This window comes from Kineococcus gypseus, from assembly GCF_050871305.1.
In the GTDB taxonomy this organism is placed as follows: Bacteria; Actinomycetota; Actinomycetes; order Actinomycetales; family Kineococcaceae; genus Kineococcus; species Kineococcus gypseus.
In genome coordinates this window covers 1-18,946 of sequence record NZ_JBJLRD010000068.1, presented here as the reverse complement: position 1 = coordinate 18,946, position 18,946 = coordinate 1, and the positions used below count along the sequence as shown (strand labels likewise).

The following is an 18,946-nucleotide window of genomic DNA, read 5'->3' as shown; positions in this document are numbered from 1 at the left end:
GAGGCGGCGCTGGCGCGCCGCCTCGTGCCGCCCGCGCTGGCGCGCGGGCCAGCCCACGGGCCGCTGGCGCGGCCTACGAGGTGGGTGGCTGGGGTCGACGTGGGCGCGCTGGCGCGCGCAAGCAGGTGGGTTTCTCACGGGGCGGCTGGCGCCGCCTGAGCGCGGTGCGCGTTGCGGTGCAACGACTTGCGCCCGCTGGCGCGGTCGGCTGCGCCGTCGCCGGAGTTCCGCTGACTTCCCGCCCGCCTGCCGGCGAGCGAAAACCCGCCGGGAGTTCGGGCAGTTTCAGCGGAAACTCCCCCAGCCCGCTGACGCGGGCACCGGCGCAGACAACCCCGCCCCGACGGGGGCGGATCAGGGGTTGCACCCCCTGTCGTTAGGCTGCTATAGTTAAGGCATCGGGACGGGGACAGCGACCCCGCACCGACACCAGCGACAGTCCAGGGAGGACACCGTGAACCTGCTGACCATCAACCCCGGCACCCGGATCGACAGCTACACCCACACCCTCTGGCTCACCTGCAACGGCACCGCCCCCGACGGCAGCGACTGCGGCTACGACGACGACGTCGACGTCACCTTCGACTCCCCCCACACCGTCGCCGTCTGGACCTGCCCCACCTGCGGGCACAGCAACGACGTGGACCCCGGCGACATACTCGACCCCCTCACCGCAGAGCCCACCGAGCGCGACCTCTTCGAGGACTGGGACAGCCGCTGGGGCTGAGCCCCCACCCCACACCCGTGGGGCCCCTGCAAGGGGCCCCACGGGCCACGCCCAGCCACGCCTGGCTACGCGCTGGCCCACGCCCGGCCACACGCCGCCGCGCCACCACCCAGCCACCCAGCCGGCCTACCAGCTCGCGCACCGGCAGCCCCCACACCCCCGCGAGCGCCGCCCCTCCCTCGGCGCTCGCGGGCACCACCCACCCAGCAACCAGCAGCGCCCACCCCACCCAGCGCCCGCTGGGGCCCGGTGACCACCTCTGGGCTCCAGCGGAGCCCGTCGCTCGCCCGCGAGCACCCGCCGGCGAGCCGTCCGCTCGTCCGTGCAGTGAGCGTCCGTGCAGTGGCTGGTCACTGCACGGACGCTCACCGGTTCGCCTACCCGGTCCGCGGGCCACCCCTTGCGCGACTTTTCATAGTGCGCTAGTGTTTAGTCATCGAAACGGGGCCGCGACTCCGCTCCGGTACCAGCGACAGGTGGGGCAGCGGCGGGCTCCTTCCGCCACTGCACCACCCCCCCAGCGACTGAACGGATGATCCGGTGAGCCAGACCCTGCGCGCGAACGCCCTGCCCGACCTGCTCGCCCTGGTGCCCTACCGGATGGGCTTCGAGCCGACCGCGAGCATCGTCGCCCTCGAGTTCGCCGCCGCGGACGAAGCCTCTCCCGAGCACCGCAAGGTGGGCATCATCGCGCGGGCCGACCTGCCCCCCGGCGGCAGCGAGGAGGTCGTCGAGCGCGCGAGCCGCGACTGCATCCGGGCGCTGACCGACTGGATGCCGCGACACGACGTGCGCGCCCTCATGCTCGTCGTCTACGACAACGGCGCCAGCGACGGTGCGAGCGCGCCCGGTGATCCCGTCACCGCCGCCAGCTCCCCGGCCTTGAGCCACCCGGCAGCCGTCACCGTGCGCACCGCCCGCACCCACCTGGCCCGGCTGGGCATCGACGTCCTCGACGTCGTGCTCGTCGGAGCCGACAGCTTCCGCTCGCTGGACTGCGCCGACGAGCGGTGCTGCCCGCTCAGCGGGCGCTCGCTGGCCGCTGTGCGCGCCAGCGCGATGCACGCCGAGGCGGTCGGGCTGGGCATGAGCGCGCGGACCACCCGTGAGCAGCTGGCACCGGATGAGTCCCCGCTGCCCGCCCCGGCGCGTGCAGCTCGACCCTGAGCAGGCCGGCCGGCTGCTGGCCGCCCTGACGCGCCCGGCGCTCCGGGACGCGGTGCTGCTCGACGCCCTGCCCGAGCAGGCGCCCCACGAGACCAGCACGCGGGGCGCCACCGAGGGCGAGGAGCTGCACCCCGGCGCGGTCATCAGCGCCCTGCTGGACACCGAGGCCGCCGCCGGCACCGTGGACGCGAGAGAGCGCGCGGGTGCGGGCGTCGCGCGGCTGCTGCAGGCGCGTCCCAACATCCAGCGGGCACACGCGATCAGCGACCTGGCCGTGCTGCTGGCCCGGCACGTCGATCGGCACATCGACCCGCACGCCAACGGACGAGCCGCTGCTGCAGCGTGGGCGGTGGCGGCCTTCACCTACTGGAACATCGGCGAAGGGGTGCGCGCGGAAGGCTGCGCGCTCGCCGCGCTGCGGTGCGACCCCGCCCAGCGCCTGGCGCGCCTGGTCGCCACCAGCCTCATGGCGCTCGCGGCACCGCAGTGGACCGCTCGCGGCTGACGAACACCACCCGGCCCGATCCCGGTGGCGCCCACCGCACCGGAAGCCGCTGCCGCCCCGGTGCTGCCGGGGCGGCAGGGGGTCGAGCGCACCAGCGCGCTCACCTGCCGCCCCGACGAGACCACCGCAGCGGAGGACCCCCATCAGGAAGGAAGTGGCTCCATGGTCTACGTCCGCACGAGCAGTCCCACCCCCGAGCGAGTGCGCCTGGCCATCGACACCGACGTACACGACGCTGATGCACACGGTGCTGCTGAGCCCGGACGGCACCCCGTTCGCCTACCGGCACCTGTGCAGGGGACCGGGCTGCGCGTGAACCGTCGACCAGCCCATGCACCAGCGCCACCCGATCACCCACCTCGACGGCACGAGCGGCACCCGCCGGGTGACGGTGCCCTCCGACATCTGGCCCTTCGACACCCGCGGCCCAAGCCAGGACCGGGTGCTCCGAGCACGGCCTCATGCGCTGGGGCGTCCTGCCCGCCGACCACGTGCTGACCAACACGTCCTCCAGCCCGCACCGGACCCGCAGCCGGAAGCGCCCACGCTGCCCGCGCCGGCGCCCGCAGGCGAGGCATCCGCGAGCGCCGCCCGCACCGACCAAACCACTGACACGGCCAGCGCCCCGAGCGCTGACGCAGCAGTCAACCCGTGAGGGCCGTGGCCGTGCAGTGCGGTGCGGTGCGGTGCGGTGCGGTCCGACGCGGGCGCCGTACCCGCAGCTGCACCTGCTCCCCAGCTGTCCGCGTGCTGCTTCACCTGGGAAGAGCCCCTCGAACGCGACGAAGCGCCCACAGGGGCGAGCACGTCGCCGCCGTCACGGCGGCCGGGCCGATCACCCGCGCCGAGCTCGACCAGTGCCGGCGACAGCGGCAGGCCCGCGAGCACCCTGCCGGCCACCTGTAGCGCCTGCTACCTGCAGCGGTGGAAGGCGTGCGAGGACGTGCGAGTCGGCGACGAGCTCGCGCCGCACTTCATCGTCCACCGCTCTGCATCGACGTCGGCCCCGCCCCGGTAACCATTTTGCCTACCTATTTCAGCTCGACATGGGAGACCTCAGCTAGCAACTGCTGGGGGCAGGGCCTGTACCTCTGCCGCCCCCACTTCGGAGCCACGTACCTGGTAGTCGTTTTTCATGGTTCCAGGTCAGGCTCAACGTCAGGATCTGGTGCATCGGGGATGGTCGGCTTGGCTGCATCTACAGCGGCGTTCACGTGTTGCTGCGCCAGTTGATCGTAGATGGGCGTGTCGGTTTCTGGCTTCTGCTCGGGGTATTGCTGGGGCATCTTGATCACTCCTGTAGTGGTGTGTCGTGCGCTGATCATTAGTGAGAGGGCCGTGCTAAACAGGCGTGCACACTCGCCTGTCTGCTCGAAAGGTGTCGGTGTACGATGATCTTGTACGCCACGCTCTACTGGCTGACCGGGCAGTTGACGATGACCTCGACCCGGCGGTCGCGTGCGTAGTCATCTTCGGTGGTGCCGGTGCTGAGCCTTTCCCGGGCGCCGCGTCCTTCCACGAGCACCGGCTGCCCTCCATCCAAGCTTCTCGTCAGCACGTCGGCGACTGCTTGGGCCCGGGACCTGCTGAGGTCTTCGTTGGTGCGCCCATCACGCGGCGGACGTGGATCGGTAAAGCCTACGATCAGCAACGATGCACCCGGTGCCTTAAGCTTGCCCGCGATCTCACCGACCAGCCCTGCCACTGAAGCTTGCCCCTGGGCAGTCAGCTCATCTTCGCCAGTGGCGAAGGCGGCACCGGTGACGGTGAAGCCCGAGCACGGCGGTGGTGTGGGTGTCGTTTCCGGACGCGGTAGCAGTCCATCGATGACACCTGCGGTGGGCAACCCGCCGGTGATGGCCCCGGCGGTGGGCAAGGGGGCACTGGCGGCCGGGTCAGCAGCACTCGCCCGCGGTGCACTCGACGTCGTGGGCGCGGTACCGGTGGGGGGCGTCACGCCAGGCGGCGGCGCGGCGGTGCAGCTGACGCACACCGCGCTCAGGAGGGTGGCCAGAGTCAGCGGGCCAGCGGCGCGCGGGCGGTGCCGGTTCACGGCAGAACCCGCACCGTGAAAGAGGTGCCGGTGCCGCCGGACGTGAGACGGCACTGGTGGTAGCCGGGCACTGCTGCTTCGGCGATGCGTCCGCTCACGCGGACGTCGACCGCGGAGCCACCCTCCACGCGATTGCGGAGCGGCGGGTTCAAGGTGACGTCCTGCAGCGGGCACCCCGGCTGCAGTTGGGGCACCACGGTCTGCGGCAGGGTGCCGACACCGGCGAGCACCGCCTCGGTCAGACCACTACCGTCGCGCTCCACCTCTTGCACGCTTCCGCCTGTGGCCTTAGCCAGCGCTTGCGCATCAGTGGCCTCGGCGTCGTCGGGCACCAGGGCGACGACGTGCACGTCGTACGCCTTGAGCACTTCGAGCACCTCCCGGGTCGCCGGTCCGTCCGGGCGGCTGGGGGCGTCGGTCGCGATGATGAGGATGCGCTGCGCGTCCTCGCGCAGCAGGGCACCGTTCTGCTCGAGCAGGCGCAGCACGGCCTCGTTCATCTGCTCGGGGATGTCCCCGCCGTCGGCACCGCGCAGACGGCCGACCGCCTCGTCCACCTCGCGCGCCGTCGGTGTTCCGAACGGCAGCACCGGCTGGTAGCCCGACCGGGGGTCGTCTTCGGTGGCCACCGCGTCGGCGAAGCCGCTCAGGGCGAGCGCCAGGGAGGCGCGCGAGGCGGTGATCTCCTGCACCAGGTCGCCCACTTGGGTTCTGACCGCCGGCAGCGAGGGCGCGTAGGAGTTGCTGACGTCCAAGGCGATCAGCAGGTCCAGGAGACCGGGAATGCTGGGAGCGGTGATGGTGACGTCGGCGCTGACCGGCTCACCGGGGCGGGCGCTGGGCGGCTGCCCGGGCGGATCGGCCAGCACGAGGGCCGACCCCAGCAGTACCGGCACCGCGCACCAGGCCACACGACCGAGCCAGTCCTTGCCCACCGGCCGGTTCAACCGTGCGTCGCGCGTGCGCTGGCGGCTCACCGGGGACCGTCCTGGAGCGGGCGGCGCGCGCCGTTGACGTGAGCGCTCGTTGTGCTGCCGCCCGAAGTGGTGGCTGCCGCGCCGGCGGCGGTGGTATCCGGCATCGCGACGATCTTCTTACGCGTGCCCTGCTTGCCAGGCGCGGTCGGGGCCTCGCGCTGGGCGGGCGTCGCCGGTCGTGCGGGCGCTATCGACTGCTCAGGCGCCGCAGGTCGCGTCAGACCAGCTGCGGTGGCGGCCACGAAGGCTTGCTGGATGAGCTGCTCCGTCCGGCCCAGGCGTGCCGGTTGGGGCAGCAGCGGCTGCGCCAGCTCGTGCGTGATCTCCACGAAGGGCGCCTTCTCCTCCAAGCCGGCGGCGAGCAGCTCGGCGTCGATGAGCGCTACGACCCGTCCCAGACGGGTGTACAGCTCCGTCAGGGACGCCTGGTAGCGGCCCTCGAGCACAACCAGCAGGCGCAGCGACATCCAGGCGACGGTGCGGGCTGTGCGGTAGCCAACCTGCGCGCGCCGCAGCGCGCGCCCGTCGGGGTCGTACGTGTTCACGTACAGCGCCGCGGCGCCGAAGGCCGGCGCGATCACCAGCACGATCCAGGCGAGCTGCCAGCCGAAGCTGAGGACTCCCAACGCCAGCCCCAGCGCGGCCAGGACCACCAGCGGGGGCAGCACCGGCTTGCGGGTGCTGCGCATGAGGTGGTCGACGTAGGCCGCCCCCAAGACCTTGCCGACGGCGTACTGGGTCACGGCCAGCGCCAGCGACGTCAGCGTGGCGGACAACAACGTGGTGTTCAGCTCGTGCGCGGTGATGCGGCCGGTGACGACGCTGACGTCGCCCAGCAGGCACAGTCCCAGGAAGACGACGTAGGCGACGACGGTGGAGCCGACTCCCGGCACGGGCTGGCCGGCGACCTGTCGGCGCACCGCGTCCAGGGTGCAGGTTGCCTCCTGCAAGCGACCGGCCGCCCACTGCAGCGCCACGGCGGGTCGCTCGCGGTGCATCGCCGTGATGGCCACGCGCACGGCCGCCTTGCGCGTGGTGCGGTCCAGACCGTCGTGCAGCACCAGCTTGGCCACCGACAGCGCCTCGCGGCGGGACTTCTCGGTGCCGCGCGGCACGCTGCTGGTGGCGTAGCGCTCCGGGCGAACGAACGTGCGCTGCCGACCTCGCCAGTACACCAGTCCAGCGATCACCAGCGCCGCGAAGACCAGCACCAGGGGCAGCGAGACGGTGCTCTCCCCCAGCCGGGCCAACAAGGTGGCCAACCAGGTCATGCTCATGGTTCCTCCAAGGTCCGAACGTCAGCAGCGGTGGATCGAGCGGTGCAGGTCGAGCCGGGACCTGGTCTCGAAGGACCCACGCGGGTCTCTCAAGACCTCTTGAGGCGTGGGGGCGGCAGTGCGGAAGAGCAGTTGACCTCGACGCCGCTGACTCAGGACTGCACGTCGCACCCGGGGCACAGTGCGCGCCAGAACGGCATGAGGGCGTCGGCGAACTGCGGGTCCACGGCGTACTGGCTGCCGGGGTAGGAACCGACGCCGAGGATCTGCACCTGCACGTCGGCGGTGTCGATGGTGGGCAGCCGGCTCGCCAGCTCGCTCGCCGTGGTCACGGTCAGGCCCTGGGCCACGACGTCGAGCTCGGCAGTGCGCTGGGCACCGCCCGCGACGACGACGCTGACCAGGCGCGGTCCCTTGCTCGGCATCGCCTGCGCACGCGCGATGCTGCGCCGCACTAACCCGACAGGATCGGCACCGCCGTCGCCGTTCCCGACAGTGTGGCTGTCAGCAGTGTCACCGTCGACGCCCGCCTGCTCGAGCGCTTGCGCGGCCTCGGCGCGCGCCTGCTGCAAGGTCGCCACGATCGAACGTTCCCAGGCGCTGGGGTTGGCTCCGACGGCGTGGAACTTGCCGCCTTGCGCCTGCTCGCTGAAGACGACCTGCCGCGCTCCGGCTGCCGAGGGCCCGTGCAGCAGCCACAGCTCGGTGTCCATGCCCTCGCGCACGGCGCGCTCGAGCGCAGGGTCGAGCCGGCGCAGCTGCTCGGCAGTGGGCACCAGGCCGGCCTCGAGAGCCAGTACCGCACCGCCACCGGGCTGGTCGGGCGTGCCGGTCAGCTGTGTCAGGGAGCTGCAGCCGCCCAGCAGGGCGCACCCCCCGGTCAGTGCCGAGCCGGTCAGGAAGGCCCGGCGGTCGAGGATGAGCTTGTCGGACATGATCTTCCTCCGTTGCCGTACGTCGGGTGGTTGCACGCCTGCTGCTGTCGGGTTCGCCCGGGCCGCCGGGTACAGGCGTGCCCGCAGCCGGTGCGGTCTCAGGGGAGGTCGGGCCAGCGCACCGTGGCTGGTGCTGTGGCGGGTGGCGCTGCCTGCGGTGGCGCTGCAGCGGATGGATCGCGCGGGCCGCCAGTGGCCAGGTGCGACGGCGGTGACCACCGAGGTGGTGGCCAGAGCCGGCGTTTCGGGCGCCGGTGACGAGGTGCCCCTGAAGACGCGGGCGACCCGTAGTACGCGCAGGGAGGCCTTGAGCACTCATGGGACAGAGATTCTGATCTTCATCGGCAAGATCATGGCCTCTGTGTTCTCGCGACCGGAAGCTAACTTCCTACCGATCGATGCCGTTCTTGCTGTCTCCTTGACCGTATGAGTCATTAGTAGACCAGGATCAGCACTTGTCAAGGGTCTTGCCTGGCCCCGCCACGACGCCAATGACGTTCACGGTCGATGGACGAATCGAGAAGTCTCTGACATGATTCTGGTCAATCGACTTCCACGGTTCCCTGATCATGAGCGGTGCTCAGCGAGCGGGGCCCCATGCCGGCCGGTGAGGTCATCCGCCCTTCGCCAGGAGGTGCGTGCTCACCGGACAGCCGTACCGCGCCGAGCCCACTGACCTCTGCAAGGGAGGCTCTCGATGGAACCCATGGACCCTCGGCCGTGCGAGTGGTGCGGCTTGCCCCTGAACCCGCACACCGAGACGTGCCCGCGCTGCGAGCCGCCGCTGGCGCGGCAGCGCACCGAGACGCCACCGGACGCCGACGCCTCGAGCTCAGGACCCGCGCAGTCAAGCATCGCGCTGGCCCGACGCTGGGGTTACCGGTCAACGGTGTGCGCCGTGGTCGACAGCGACCCCGTGCGCTCGCGCCACCGCCCACCACAGGTAGTGCCCGCGTGTTTGGCTGCAGCCCTCACCGCGGTCCTGCTGGTCCTCACCACCGGGGCCGGCGCTTCGTGGTTGATCGGAACCCTGGCGCACCTCGCCATGGCCCTGGCGCTGCTGCTGGTGTCCCTGCTCGTCCTGACCGGCCTCCTGCTCGTGCTCGGCGGCGTCATCGGCGGCGTCATCGTCGGCATGTTCACCAGAGTCGTGAGCGGTGTGGCGCTCGCGCTGGGAACCGGGCTGCTGCGCCTGCTCAGCGCCGTCGTCGGGCTCACCTTCAGCGCCGCGGTGCACGCGGTGGGCGCACCGCGCGAGTCCGTCGTCTTCGACGTGCTCGACGAGCGCGGCAGCGCCTACCAGGTGCGCCTGTTGCACCCCGGCGAGGGCCTGCTCTACGGCTCCGAAGTGCGCGTCAGCGGCTGGCTCATCGCCGGTGTGCTGCACGCAGGCCGGGTGGAGCTGACCGCCACGCGCGTGCGGCTGCGCCCGCGCACGCTGAGCGCCTCACTGATCACCTCGACGCTGCTGATCGCCGCCCTGGTGCTCGCGAGCAACGCGCTGATCATTTGAGAGCCAGGCCCGCTCGCTCACCCCAGCCCACCACCGCCCCGATCAGCCCGTCCGGCCAGCGCTGGCGCGTACCAACTGGCACCACATCAACTAGCACCCGTTGACACCGCCCCGTTGGCACCGCGCGCTTCGCGCCGGAGCCGGCCGGCACCAGTGCGCGTGCAGCAGGGCACGTGCTCCACCTCGGGCGCGAGCCGGCGCACCCTGCGCGTACTCCAGTAACCGACCCACCTCTACCAGTGCAGGAGCTCACCGTGGAGCGTGACCCCGACCACCCCCTGATTGTTCGCAACACCGTGCACGACCCGCACGTGGTAGCCGGGGGAGCTTGGCGCCTGGAAGGCACCCGGCTGCGCGTGGCCGTCATCGCCTACGCCCTGCAGCGCGGCGAGAGCGAGACCGACATCTGCCGGGACTACCGCATCAGCGTCGAGCAGGTCCACCAGGTCGCCGACTTCATCGACCGACACCCCACGGGCTGGCAGGACCCGGACGACCCGGACAACCCGGACGACCCGGACGACCCGGACGCCCCCGCCGGGCCGCACGACCTCACCGGGCCGCACGACCTCACCGGGCCGCACGCCGACGCAAGAAGTGAGGTTACGGGCACCAGCGTGGCGGACCACGCCACCGACGACGGCTTCAGCGAGGACTCGTGATGGAACCCCGACGTGTGCTGGTGCTCATCGACGAGTGCCTAACGGGAGTCGGCGCGGAGCTGGACGAGGAGCGCTTCGACGTCCAGGAGTCCGTCGAGCGCCTCGGGGCCGAGGCGCCCGATGATCGCGTCGCCGGCCTGGCGCACGAGGAGCAACGGCTCCTCCTCACCAACGACCGCCGCATCGCACCGCACATCCGCAGTACGCAGTACCAGCCGGCGGCGATCGTGGTCACCAACGCCCAGCACTCCCGAGGCGAGCAGATCAAGCAGATCCGCACATACGTGCCGCAGTACCAGGACCGGATCAAGCCCGGACTGTTCATCGACCTGCGCAAGGACCAGCCGCGCGTGGTGGATCTGCGCCCGGACCTGCCACCACCGCGCCAGCCAGGACAGCGACCCACCGCTGGACAGCTGTCCGATCCCGCCACCGACACAGCACAGCACCGTGAACGCGCTTGCGCTGCACCCTGCTCGATCGAGCTCAACTCGCGCGACGCTGAGCTGCACCGGACCGAACTGCTCGAGCCCGACCTGCACGAGCCCCAGAAGGAGGAGCCGGACCTGTGACCGAGGACTTCGCGGGCTTCCTGGTCGGCCGCGGCCGCACTCAGCCCTTCATCGTCAGCCGCCCCAAGTGCCACCTGCTGGCTTGCGGTCCCACGCAGTCCGGCAAGACGACCTCGATCCTGGCCAACGCGGTGCTGCGGCTGAACGGTGCCCAGCAGAGCCCGGCGGCTTTGCTGGGCCCACGGGTGTGCAGCAGCACCAAGGACGACCTGCTGATGCTGCCGCACCGCGGCCCTGGCAGCACTCTGGTCCTAGACCTGATGGGCGCGGTGAGCGTGCCCCACAACGCGCGCGCGGTGCACTTCTCTCCGCTCAGCCTGGTCACCAGCTTCGAGCTCGCTCTGCTCGTCGGGCGCATCCTGATGGACACCGCCTACAGCATGAGCCGCTCCGGGGTCGACAACGACGCCTACTGGACCCAGCGAGCAGCCCGGCTGCTCGCGGCCCTGTTGTGGGCAGCGGTGCGCGCCGGACTGTCCATTACCGACGTCTTCACCTGGATCGCCGCGCAGGACGCCGACACGCCCACCGAATACCTGCGCGAAAGCGATGTGCAAGCCTGCAGCATCCTGCGCGGGTACGCCGGCACCCGCCGCGGCGGCAACACTGTCGTGGCGGTGTGGTCCTTCGCCGAGCAGGCCGTGGGCTTGTACGCCTACCCGGCCGCCGCCCAGCGCGCCACGTTGGCCGACTTCGACGTCGAGGCCTTCGTGCGCAGCCAGGACACTTTGCACATCGTCTGCCCTTCGCGCTGGTCCACCGAACTCGGCCCGATCATCGCCGTGCTGGTGCAGGCGCTGGCCGATGCGCGCTACCGGCTGCACGAGCACGACCGGCACGCCCCGGCACTGTCCCTAATCCTCGACGAGGTCGCCAACACCGCCCCACTTCCCTCGCTGTCGGCGCTGTGCTCAGAAGGTGCCGGGCAGGGGGTTCGCCTGCTGCTGGGCGCGCAAGACCGTGCACAGCTGGAAGAACGCTGGGGCGAGGGCCCAGCACGCACCATCATCAACAACTGCCGCGACCGGGTGGTGCTCGCTGAGCTGGGCGACCGCGCCTTCCTCGACGACATCGAGACCCTCAGCGGCGTGCGCCACGAGAGCGAGAGCACCGCCACCGTCCAGAAGAGCGGACGCGGACCCAGCACCTCCCAGAGCACCAGCTACCGGGAGCAACCACTGTGGCGCACCTGGGAGATCGCTCAGCTGCGCCCCTACCATGCGCTGTACCTGTGCGGCTGGACCGGCCGTCTCGTCAAGCTGATCCCGTGGGAGGAAGTCCTGCAGCACGCCACGAGCCCCTGATGCAGCTCCACCCGCAGCATCCGCAGCACCCGCAGCACCCGCAGCACCCGCATCCAACCCCCGTACCACTCACCCGCTACTCCCGCGGTGCTGGTTCCCTCACGCGCGGAGACGCACCAGTCAGGACCGCCTCGGCCATCGCCGGAACCACCGCTGCGCCGATCTTTCCGGTGTCCGGCCAAGCACGCCGGAACCGGTGAGCACCGCTGCGGCGCACACCCCTACGTGCAGAACTTCACGCTCACAACATCGATTCCTCCGCGGCCAAGCGCAACAACAGCCTCGGGTCCACGTCTTGCTCACCGTCTTGCCAAGCCGCCGCGAGCGCACGCGCCTCGATGCCCCGCTGCGCCCAGCGGGCGATCCACCGGGCCCCGTCGAACTCGGCGGGTCCTAGGTACCCGCACGGATCAATCAGGATCAAGTGCCCGTCACCGGTGCGCTTGACGTTGTCCATCGAGAGATCACCGTGCAAGCACACTGCCGAGGCGTCGGTGTCCAACGCACGCGCGGCTGCCTCAGCGAACGCACCACCGAGCACACCACCGTGCAGGCCCTCGCGCGAGCCCGCACGTGGGTCAGCACGTGGGTCAGCACGCGGGTCAGCACGCGAGCCCGGTCGCATCGGCTGCTGCCGCGTTGCCGGCTGCCGAGCGTGAAGGGCATCCGATGATCTGGACAGCGCCACCGCGGGCGGCAGCGCCAGTGTGTGCGCGCGCGCCATCAGGCCGGCCACCTCACGCGTCAAGGACAGCACCTCACGCTCGCGGAACGGCTGCGCAAGAGCGTGCCGGAGCGGCACGAAAGGCATCAGCAACCAGCTGACGTCATCGTCGGCGTGTGCCTCGACAGGCACCACGTTCAGCGCGTGCTGTGCCCACCAGCGCAGCACCGCGGCCTCAGCCGGGCGTGGGCTGCCGTAGACCTTCAGCACGCAGCGGCGTGCACCAGCGTGAGCGCTGAGCAGGAAGTGCGTCTTGACCTTATCGGCCGGCAGCAGGTCCTCGATGGGATCTGCCAGGCGCAGTGAGTCGATCAGCGCCAGGGCAGCTCGGGCGGCACGCCGCACCGTGATGCCCTCGCCTGCGAAGCGCGCACCTCCACAACGCTCACGCTCATCGACAGCGCCGATGCGCTGCGCGAGGATCCTGAGCAATCCAAGTTCACCGGGCATGGTCAACGATCAACACATCGACGCGGGAAGCGTGCCGAGCGGTCGGCGCAAAGCGCTCTCGTGCGGCACCGCAGCGCACACCGCAGGGGTCATTGCTGTTACCGGCGCAGGCGCCAGCAGCAGCCCTGGGAGGCACCTGCGAAGGCAGCGGCAGGTGCAGCGCACGGAACGCCGACGTGATGGAGCAACCGGTGTGCGCCGCAAACCGCCGCGTCGTGATGTTCTGGGCGCTGCGCGCCCACAGCGTGGTACCAGCTGAGGCGTCGACGCCATGATCGTGATCAACTTGCTGGCACCGCCGGCGGCATCGGCACCGCCAGCGACATCGGCACCGGCACCGGCACCGGCACCGGCACCGGCACCGGTGGTGCAACGAGTAGCGGTGGTGCAACGAGTAGCGGTGGTGCAACCGGCAGCGGTGCAGCGGTGCGGTGAGCCGGACACTGATCGTGCTCGAAGTCGTGACCGGGCTCGAAGTCGCGACCACGCTTGGAGTCGCGACCGGGCTCGGCGCCGGGCCGGCGGCGCTCATGGCCGTCGTGCCTTCGCGAGCAGCTCACCTGCGGCGCTCAGCAGGTTCAGCGTCGTGGCATCGGGGTAGTTCCACGGTCGGTGCTGCTCGGCCTTGACCAGCTCGCGGACTCCTGCCTCCATGAGCAGCTCGAGCCCGAGCAGCACCTCGGCGCGGTGCTCGTCCAGACCGGCTTCGACGCTGAGCCAGGTCGCTAGCAGCTCGCGCGCGTGCGCGGCGCCGCCCGTGCGCGCCGCCCAGCGCGCCGCGTCGAACTCCGCAGGCCCGACGTAACCGCAGGTGTCCAGCAGCACCAGGCCGTGGTCACCCGCATCGCGCACGACGTTGCCGTCCACCAGGTCCCCGTGCAGCAGCGTGAGCGCGTCCCCGCTCAGGTACCGCTGCAGCTGGTCCTGGAAGGCAGGAGCGCTGTAGCCGTGGTGCTGCAAGGTGCGCACCGCTCCACCCAGGTGCCGACCGATCGCCTGGTGCAGCGTCTGCAGCTGCTCGAGAACTCCCCTGCCGCCATCGACTTGCAAGTCCTCGCCCACCTGCAAGTCCTCGTCCACCTGTGGTGGCTGATGTGGTGTCACATCCGTCACGGCAGCAGCTCCCGCGGGAGTACACCCCACGGCTGCGGCCCCCACGGCAGTGGCCCCCACGGCGTGTGCGGGCTCCAGCAGGGCCGCCAACTCCGCGGTCAGCGCCACCCTCTCGCCCACAGAAGTCCTGGCTGCCGGCTCACCGCCGGCGCTGAGCGGTTCCACGAGCAGGTGGCGCATGAGGAGCCAGCTGACCGGGTCGTCACCGAAGGCGTGCACCGGCACCACCCGCACACCCGCCTGGTGCCACAAGCGCTGGGTCCACGCCTCTCCGGGTCTGATGCGACCGTAGGTCTTCAGCACCACTGCATCGCCTTGCAAGTCCTCGAACAGCATGAGGAACTGAGGTTTGGCACGATCGCGGCTGAGGGACTGACGCAGGGGGCCGAGGCGCAAGCTGGTGTGCAGGCGCCGCACCTGCTCGGCAGCCAAGCGTGCGTGCTCCCGCTCAGCGGCCAGCAGGTCACCGCCGCCTGCGACGCGACGCTCGACCAGAGCGATCTGCGCGGCCAGCGCCACCTCGATGTCGTCGGCCACCTGGACGTCCTCATCGTGCCGCGCTGAGGAGGCAGCCTCGGACACGGGGAAGGGCTCAACCGAGGACACGGGCGAGGATTCGGCTGGCGGTGGGGTTGAAGGTGTGCTGTCCATCACGATGGACCACTCGATGCCCTCACCGCCGTGGGCTTCGGGGCTCATCACGCATCCTGCGGTGTGGGCGGTACGGGAGCAATCGCACCGGCACCGGGATCGAGGGCGGGCCAGACCGACTCAGTCGCCTGGCGGTACAGCGGGTCGAGGTCCACCTCGCGCTGGCTGGACCTGCGAGCGCTCAGCTGGCTGGCGTCCAGGCAGATGTCCACGGTCTGCACGCGGGCTGCGGGATCGTCCGCGACGATCGGACCCGTCGTAGTATCAGCCCCGTCCGTCGTGGACATCTCGTGCACCAGCTCCTTCACCGCCGCCTCGTTGACGGGGCGGTAATCAGCGGTGCTCTCGGGAACGACCGGGTCAAGCCGCGTGCCCCATATGCGGGTGCCGTACTCGATCAGTGCGTCGTTGGACTTCGCGTACACCAGCGCTACCCGACCAACCGACCCATGACCTTGCCGGTCGCGCCGCTCACTCTCGATGCGACGCAGCAGGTCGATGACCTGCACGGAGGTGCCGGGATTGCCGTGGGAGATGACCCGGAACTGCCCGAGCTCGCTGCGCAAGTACGCCTCGCAGACGTCCAGGCACCGCTGGGCGTGAGCCAGGGGGTCGCGCGGGTCGCGCGCGAAAGCGCGCTGAGCTTCGAAGGAGGTGTTGACGTACCCCCACCCGGCGCGCTGGGCCAGGTAAGCGCCGATGTCGTCCATGCCGCTGCCATGCTCACCGACCACGACCAGCGTGCTCACCGCGTGCGCCAGCGGTTGGCGCACCCGCGCCTCGCGCGTCCTCATCAGCCGCGGCACCCAGAACCAGGCCTGCGCGTGCGGCCAAAGCCGATGCACCGGACGCCGGAAGTGGTCGCTGTCCTCCAGCAGCGCCGGCGCCAGACGCAGCTCGACGGCGAAGTCCGCTCGGATGCGCCGAGCCAGCTCCTCATCGGGCATCCCGTCCTTGCTCTGGCCGTAGTGCTCCGGAGGCCTCAACCCCACGTAGTCACGCCAGGGCACTCCCGCCGAGGTGGGCACCGTCGTGGTGAACGTGTCGTAGCCCAGGTCCTGGGCCCGATCGACCAGCAGCAACGCCCCGCGCGGCAGGTGCACCCGCCGGTGGTTGAGCAACTCGATCGCACCGGCGGCGGCCGAACGCGAATCCACGGCCGCCGCCTCAGCAGCCGTCACCCACTCCAGCTCACGAAAAAGCAGCATCGGCTGTACACCCACGACACGAGCGATCTGCGCCACCCGCTGCGGCGTGGGAGCCACCACCCCGTCCAGGATGTTGCGCAGCGTGCGCTCGGACACGGGATCCTCCAACCGCTCAGCCACCTCAGCACGGGTCAGTCCTTGCTGTCGCATCATCGCGATGACCCGGTGCGCCCAGGCCTGCCGACCGCTCGTCTCCGCTTGCACCATGCGCCCACCCTACCCCCCGAGCCAAGATTCTGCCGATACGCGCAGCTAAGATGCGATCCGGATGAAGCCATTGATGCCACGCAGGGGCTTCTCAAGCCGTCGATTGTCTATATAATGGACACTAGAGGTTAGCAAGCGCATGACTGCTCGCGGTGTACCCGCCGCGTATGACAAGAACCTGCTTGCTACCGTGGGCCACGGCAAGCCATAATGTTGCCGCCACGGAACTGTCACGCGCGCCGCGGCGCCCCGCGAACGATGACGGTGCAGGACGCGCGGTGCAGGAGGACCCAGCCAGCCGCTCCCGTTCGATCACGTTCCCGGGCAGCACCGCCGCCGCCGCCCGGGGTACACCCGGCACTGCCGCAGCCGCTCGCGCGCAGAGGCGCGAGGTGTTGGCGGCAGCAACGCTGCGCGCACGCCCTCAAACGTTGATCGCGCCACCCGCGCCGGACTAGCGGCTCGCGCACCCCGAGCGCCGGCAACGCCTCACCGAAGGGGGTGCACACAGGCACCAGGTGGGCCGCGTGCGCGCCCAGCTCGGCGGCCCGCTCCACGAGCACGAGCGGCCAGACACGGCGAGGCCGCTTCGTCGCGGTCCAGTCCTTCGCGATTGAGCACCGTCCCCACCGCGCCAGCCATGACCGCCCACCTTCTGCTCCCGGTGACCTGCGCCGCGGTGACCAGCGTCGCCGTGACCCGCGCCGCGGTGACCTGTGCCGCGGTGACCAGTCCAGGTCGCGCAAGAGGGCCAGCGGGCTGACGTCCGCGGTCTCGGCGATGCACCGCACGCGGCTGGGACCAGGTGATACGACACCGCCCAGGACCTGCCGGACGGTGGACCCAAGGAGGCTCGAACGCCCCGCCGACCCCGGTGGCACCAGGTCCCGAGCAGGCACCACCCCCACACCCCGGGACGCCCACGGGCACCGACCCCGCCCTCGGACGTCCGCGCACTGACGCCACTCGAAGGCAAGATCTTAGGCTAGAAGTGCACTTACCGGGTTCGTTAGCATTTCGTGACCGATGGAGCCTTGACGGCAGCTCTGAGGTCGATCACTCTCGCTTTACCGCTACCTCGAAATCCCTACGGGGTTCATCCGGCAGCTTACTAGACACCAACGGAAGCTGCTGCAGCGTGGATGCCGTCAAGGATCTAGACGAAGTGGAGCGAGATGCAGCTCGACCACCCGGTCGTGCTGTCGACAACCCACGGCCCCTGACCGGTATCACCGGGCCGCCTGGACCAGGAGGACAGCGATGAGCTACCAGCCCACGCCCCTGCACAACCCGACCGTCGCCCCGACCCCGGTGCAGCGGCCCACCCCGACGACCACGCCGTCCCCCACGGGCCCCAGCGGCCCCAGCCGCGGCCGGTGAGACTCAGCGCGAAGTAGGAGTTGCGCCGCGTACCACGCCGAGCTGGCGGGCTCGCCCGCCAGCTCGGTTCCTTCTCGAACGACACGGATGAGATCGGAATCGTGTGATGCCCCGTACAACCTCCGCACCCCGAGCGCCGAAGCGGTCGAGGCTGCGTCGCATCGCCCTCTTGTGCGCCGCCCCCGCCTTCGCGCTAACGCTCATCGCCGGCAGCGCGCCCAGCGCCAACGCCTTCGACCGCGGCGTCGTCGTCGACACGAAGAACGGGGGGAACGCGAGGGTACGCAGCGCACCCTCGACCGGCGCCAGCGAAGTGGCCACCTTGCCCAACGGCGCGCGCCTGCCCGACGCTGAGTGCCTCGTGCGAACGGCGGACAGCACCGCGTGGACCAAGCTGAGCGGTGACCGCTACATCCGCGCCGACCTCACCGGCTTCGACACGCGACTACCGGCCTGCGAGCAGCCGGCCCCTCCCCGCAGCGCGGACTCGGTGGACCGCCCCATCCCGGCGGAGCGTGGCGAGGAGGAGTACGAGTACCACTACCGCTTCCTCCTGGGGGCGTACACGGACCCGCGAACCCTCGGCGTCACCCCGGAGTCCGCCACCGCCAAGATCCTCGACAACTTCGACGAAGAGTTCCTGTACCGGGACTGCGGGCCGCGGGTCTGGGGCGGGAAGCAGTGTGAGCTGGACCTGCCCGGACCGTTCAACTTCCCCATTAAGTTTGACCGAACGTGGCCGACGGGATGGGAGTTCACGTCGCTCGATGGCACCGAAGAGGGGGCGCGGCGTTGGATCAAGTTCGAGCTTCAGTGGAACGAGGCCGGTGACCGCCTCATCCTGGACGTCCACGCTAAGGGCCCGCGCTCCGCTCTCCTGACCTCGCGCGGCGCGCAACCCTTCAACGCCTTGCTCACGAGCCACGAGTGGCACCGTCTCGCCGACAAGGTCACCTGGAGGAACCACCTGTGCGAGCGACCATGGTGGGCTTTGGGCGCGCCCTGCGTGATCCCGCTGGAGTCCTAGTGGAGGTGAGCGAGCCCCGTACCCGATGAACCAGGTGCGGGGCTCGCTTGCGTCCGGTCAGCGGCCGACCCCGGCGTCCGGATGGGCATACTCCAGCGCTCGTAGGGCAGCGCCAAGCCTCCTCCGCGGCGTCCCGCTTTTCCGGTCGCACGAGGTGCGTCCACGCACGGACGGCCGCCTCCGTCGTATGGCACGAGGCTAGAGCGGACTTGTTTACTACTACAACGGCGCTTGTAGCGGATGATGGTGTCGTGGTGGTGAACACGGCCCTGACCGAGCCCGACCGGCTGCACCAGCGGATCGCGCACCGCTTCGCCCGCGCCGAGCCGCGGGCGCGGGTGCGGGTGCGCGCCTATATGGCCGGGTTACAGACCGTTGCAGAAGTTGGTCTGAAGCTCTGGCGTGTCGCGCTGAGCCAGGCGCAGCCTGGATCGCATGGCCACCGACGCCTCTGTTCAGCCTCGTCAGCTGATCACCGACGAGCTGTGGGAGCT

At 70.5% G+C, this 18,946-nt stretch carries 17 protein-coding genes and 1 pseudogene; 10 read left to right on the top strand and 8 right to left on the bottom strand.

Translation table 11 applies throughout. From position 1 onward, the window contains the following. The first annotated feature begins 454 nt into the window (after nt 1-454). From ACRYMN_RS19000 to ACRYMN_RS18990, 3 genes are all read left to right on the top strand, one after another. Nucleotides 455-727: a hypothetical protein gene (locus tag ACRYMN_RS19000; RefSeq protein ID WP_432498520.1), complete on the top strand. Its 273-nt coding sequence runs from the start codon at nt 455-457 to the stop codon at nt 725-727. A 540-nt stretch (nt 728-1,267) separates the two neighbouring features. Continuing rightward, nucleotides 1,268-1,894, top strand: a complete 627-nt coding sequence (locus ACRYMN_RS18995; protein ID WP_432498518.1) for a DUF4192 family protein — start codon at nt 1,268-1,270, stop codon at nt 1,892-1,894. Further along, nucleotides 1,878-2,399 (top strand): hypothetical protein, encoded by a 522-nt coding sequence (locus ACRYMN_RS18990; protein WP_432498515.1) that lies wholly within the window; start codon nt 1,878-1,880, stop codon nt 2,397-2,399. The genes ACRYMN_RS18995 and ACRYMN_RS18990 overlap by 17 nt, the downstream gene beginning before the upstream one ends. Before the next feature lie 1,133 nt (nt 2,400-3,532). Here the strand turns inward: ACRYMN_RS18990 and ACRYMN_RS18985 are convergent. The 5 genes from ACRYMN_RS18985 to ACRYMN_RS18965 form a co-directional block, all read right to left on the bottom strand. Continuing rightward, nucleotides 3,533-3,694, bottom strand: a complete 162-nt coding sequence (locus ACRYMN_RS18985) for a hypothetical protein (protein ID WP_432498513.1) — start codon at nt 3,692-3,694, stop codon at nt 3,533-3,535. 116 nt (nt 3,695-3,810) lie between these two features. Continuing rightward, the gene (locus tag ACRYMN_RS18980) at nt 3,811-4,275 is read right to left on the bottom strand and encodes an OmpA family protein (RefSeq protein ID WP_432498510.1); all 465 of its coding nucleotides are present in this window, start codon (nt 4,273-4,275) and stop codon (nt 3,811-3,813) included. 173 nt (nt 4,276-4,448) lie between these two features. Next, nucleotides 4,449-5,429, bottom strand: a complete 981-nt coding sequence (locus ACRYMN_RS18975) for a vWA domain-containing protein (protein WP_432498507.1) — start codon at nt 5,427-5,429, stop codon at nt 4,449-4,451. Then, a complete protein-coding gene (locus ACRYMN_RS18970) occupies nt 5,426-6,706 on the bottom strand; it encodes a hypothetical protein (protein ID WP_432498505.1) in 1,281 nt (426 codons plus the stop codon). Before ACRYMN_RS18970 ends, ACRYMN_RS18975 begins: the two co-directional genes overlap by 4 nt. A gap of 152 nt (nt 6,707-6,858) precedes the next feature. Next, the gene (locus ACRYMN_RS18965; RefSeq protein WP_432498503.1) at nt 6,859-7,641 is read right to left on the bottom strand and encodes a twin-arginine translocation signal domain-containing protein; all 783 of its coding nucleotides are present in this window, start codon (nt 7,639-7,641) and stop codon (nt 6,859-6,861) included. Between the two features lie 130 nt (nt 7,642-7,771). Between ACRYMN_RS18965 and ACRYMN_RS18960 the strand changes: the two genes are divergently transcribed. The 5 genes from ACRYMN_RS18960 (at nt 7,772) to ACRYMN_RS18940 (ending at nt 11,692) form a co-directional block, all read left to right on the top strand. Continuing rightward, nucleotides 7,772-8,071, top strand: coding sequence for a hypothetical protein (locus ACRYMN_RS18960; protein ID WP_432498500.1), 300 nt, complete (start codon nt 7,772-7,774; stop codon nt 8,069-8,071). A 528-nt stretch (nt 8,072-8,599) separates the two neighbouring features. Then, nucleotides 8,600-9,154 carry a hypothetical protein gene (locus ACRYMN_RS18955; protein WP_432498497.1) on the top strand — a complete coding sequence of 185 codons (555 nt, stop codon included), beginning with the start codon at nt 8,600-8,602 and terminating at the stop codon, nt 9,152-9,154. 254 nt (nt 9,155-9,408) lie between these two features. Further along, nucleotides 9,409-9,816, top strand: a complete 408-nt coding sequence (locus tag ACRYMN_RS18950; RefSeq protein ID WP_432498494.1) for a DUF433 domain-containing protein — start codon at nt 9,409-9,411, stop codon at nt 9,814-9,816. Between the two features lie 20 nt (nt 9,817-9,836). Continuing rightward, complete coding sequence (locus ACRYMN_RS18945) at nt 9,837-10,388, top strand: DUF5615 family PIN-like protein (RefSeq protein ID WP_432498491.1); 552 nt, start codon at nt 9,837-9,839, stop codon at nt 10,386-10,388. Then, on the top strand, nt 10,385-11,692 hold the full coding sequence (locus ACRYMN_RS18940; RefSeq protein ID WP_432498489.1) for a type IV secretory system conjugative DNA transfer family protein: 1,308 nt from the start codon (nt 10,385-10,387) through the stop codon (nt 11,690-11,692). Before ACRYMN_RS18945 ends, ACRYMN_RS18940 begins: the two co-directional genes overlap by 4 nt. 241 nt (nt 11,693-11,933) lie before the next feature. Here the strand turns inward: ACRYMN_RS18940 and ACRYMN_RS18935 are convergent, their stop codons facing one another. The 3 genes from ACRYMN_RS18935 to ACRYMN_RS18925 form a co-directional block, all read right to left on the bottom strand. Then, nucleotides 11,934-12,866 carry a phosphotransferase gene (locus tag ACRYMN_RS18935; RefSeq protein WP_432498523.1) on the bottom strand — a complete coding sequence of 311 codons (933 nt, stop codon included), beginning with the start codon at nt 12,864-12,866 and terminating at the stop codon, nt 11,934-11,936. 528 nt (nt 12,867-13,394) lie between these two features. Then, entirely contained in the window at nt 13,395-14,678 is a 1,284-nt protein-coding gene (locus ACRYMN_RS18930; RefSeq protein ID WP_432498487.1) for an aminoglycoside phosphotransferase/kinase family protein, read from the bottom strand. Further along, nucleotides 14,678-16,045: a helix-turn-helix domain-containing protein gene (locus tag ACRYMN_RS18925; RefSeq protein WP_432498484.1), complete on the bottom strand. Its 1,368-nt coding sequence runs from the start codon at nt 16,043-16,045 to the stop codon at nt 14,678-14,680. The genes ACRYMN_RS18930 and ACRYMN_RS18925 overlap by 1 nt, the downstream gene beginning before the upstream one ends. Before the next feature lie 1,549 nt (nt 16,046-17,594). Between ACRYMN_RS18925 and ACRYMN_RS18920 the strand changes: the two genes are divergently transcribed. Both ACRYMN_RS18920 and ACRYMN_RS18915 read left to right on the top strand, forming a co-directional pair. Next, a complete protein-coding gene (locus ACRYMN_RS18920; protein ID WP_432498482.1) occupies nt 17,595-18,452 on the top strand; it encodes an SH3 domain-containing protein in 858 nt (285 codons plus the stop codon). Between the two features lie 251 nt (nt 18,453-18,703). Next, nucleotides 18,704-18,946: pseudogene (locus tag ACRYMN_RS18915) on the top strand (hypothetical protein); the annotation flags it as partial.

Excerpts from the sequence above, each read along its gene's own strand:
- ACRYMN_RS18970 (WP_432498505.1), bottom strand. The coding sequence starts at position 6,706 with ATGAGCATGACCTGGTTGGCCACCTTGTTGGCCCGGCTGGGGGAGAGC.
- ACRYMN_RS18965 (WP_432498503.1), bottom strand. The coding sequence starts at position 7,641 with ATGTCCGACAAGCTCATCCTCGACCGCCGGGCCTTCCTGACCGGCTCG.
- ACRYMN_RS18935 (WP_432498523.1), bottom strand. The coding sequence starts at position 12,866 with ATGCCCGGTGAACTTGGATTGCTCAGGATCCTCGCGCAGCGCATCGGC.
- ACRYMN_RS18930 (WP_432498487.1), bottom strand. The coding sequence starts at position 14,678 with ATGAGCCCCGAAGCCCACGGCGGTGAGGGCATCGAGTGGTCCATCGTG.
- ACRYMN_RS18925 (WP_432498484.1), bottom strand. The coding sequence starts at position 16,045 with ATGGTGCAAGCGGAGACGAGCGGTCGGCAGGCCTGGGCGCACCGGGTC.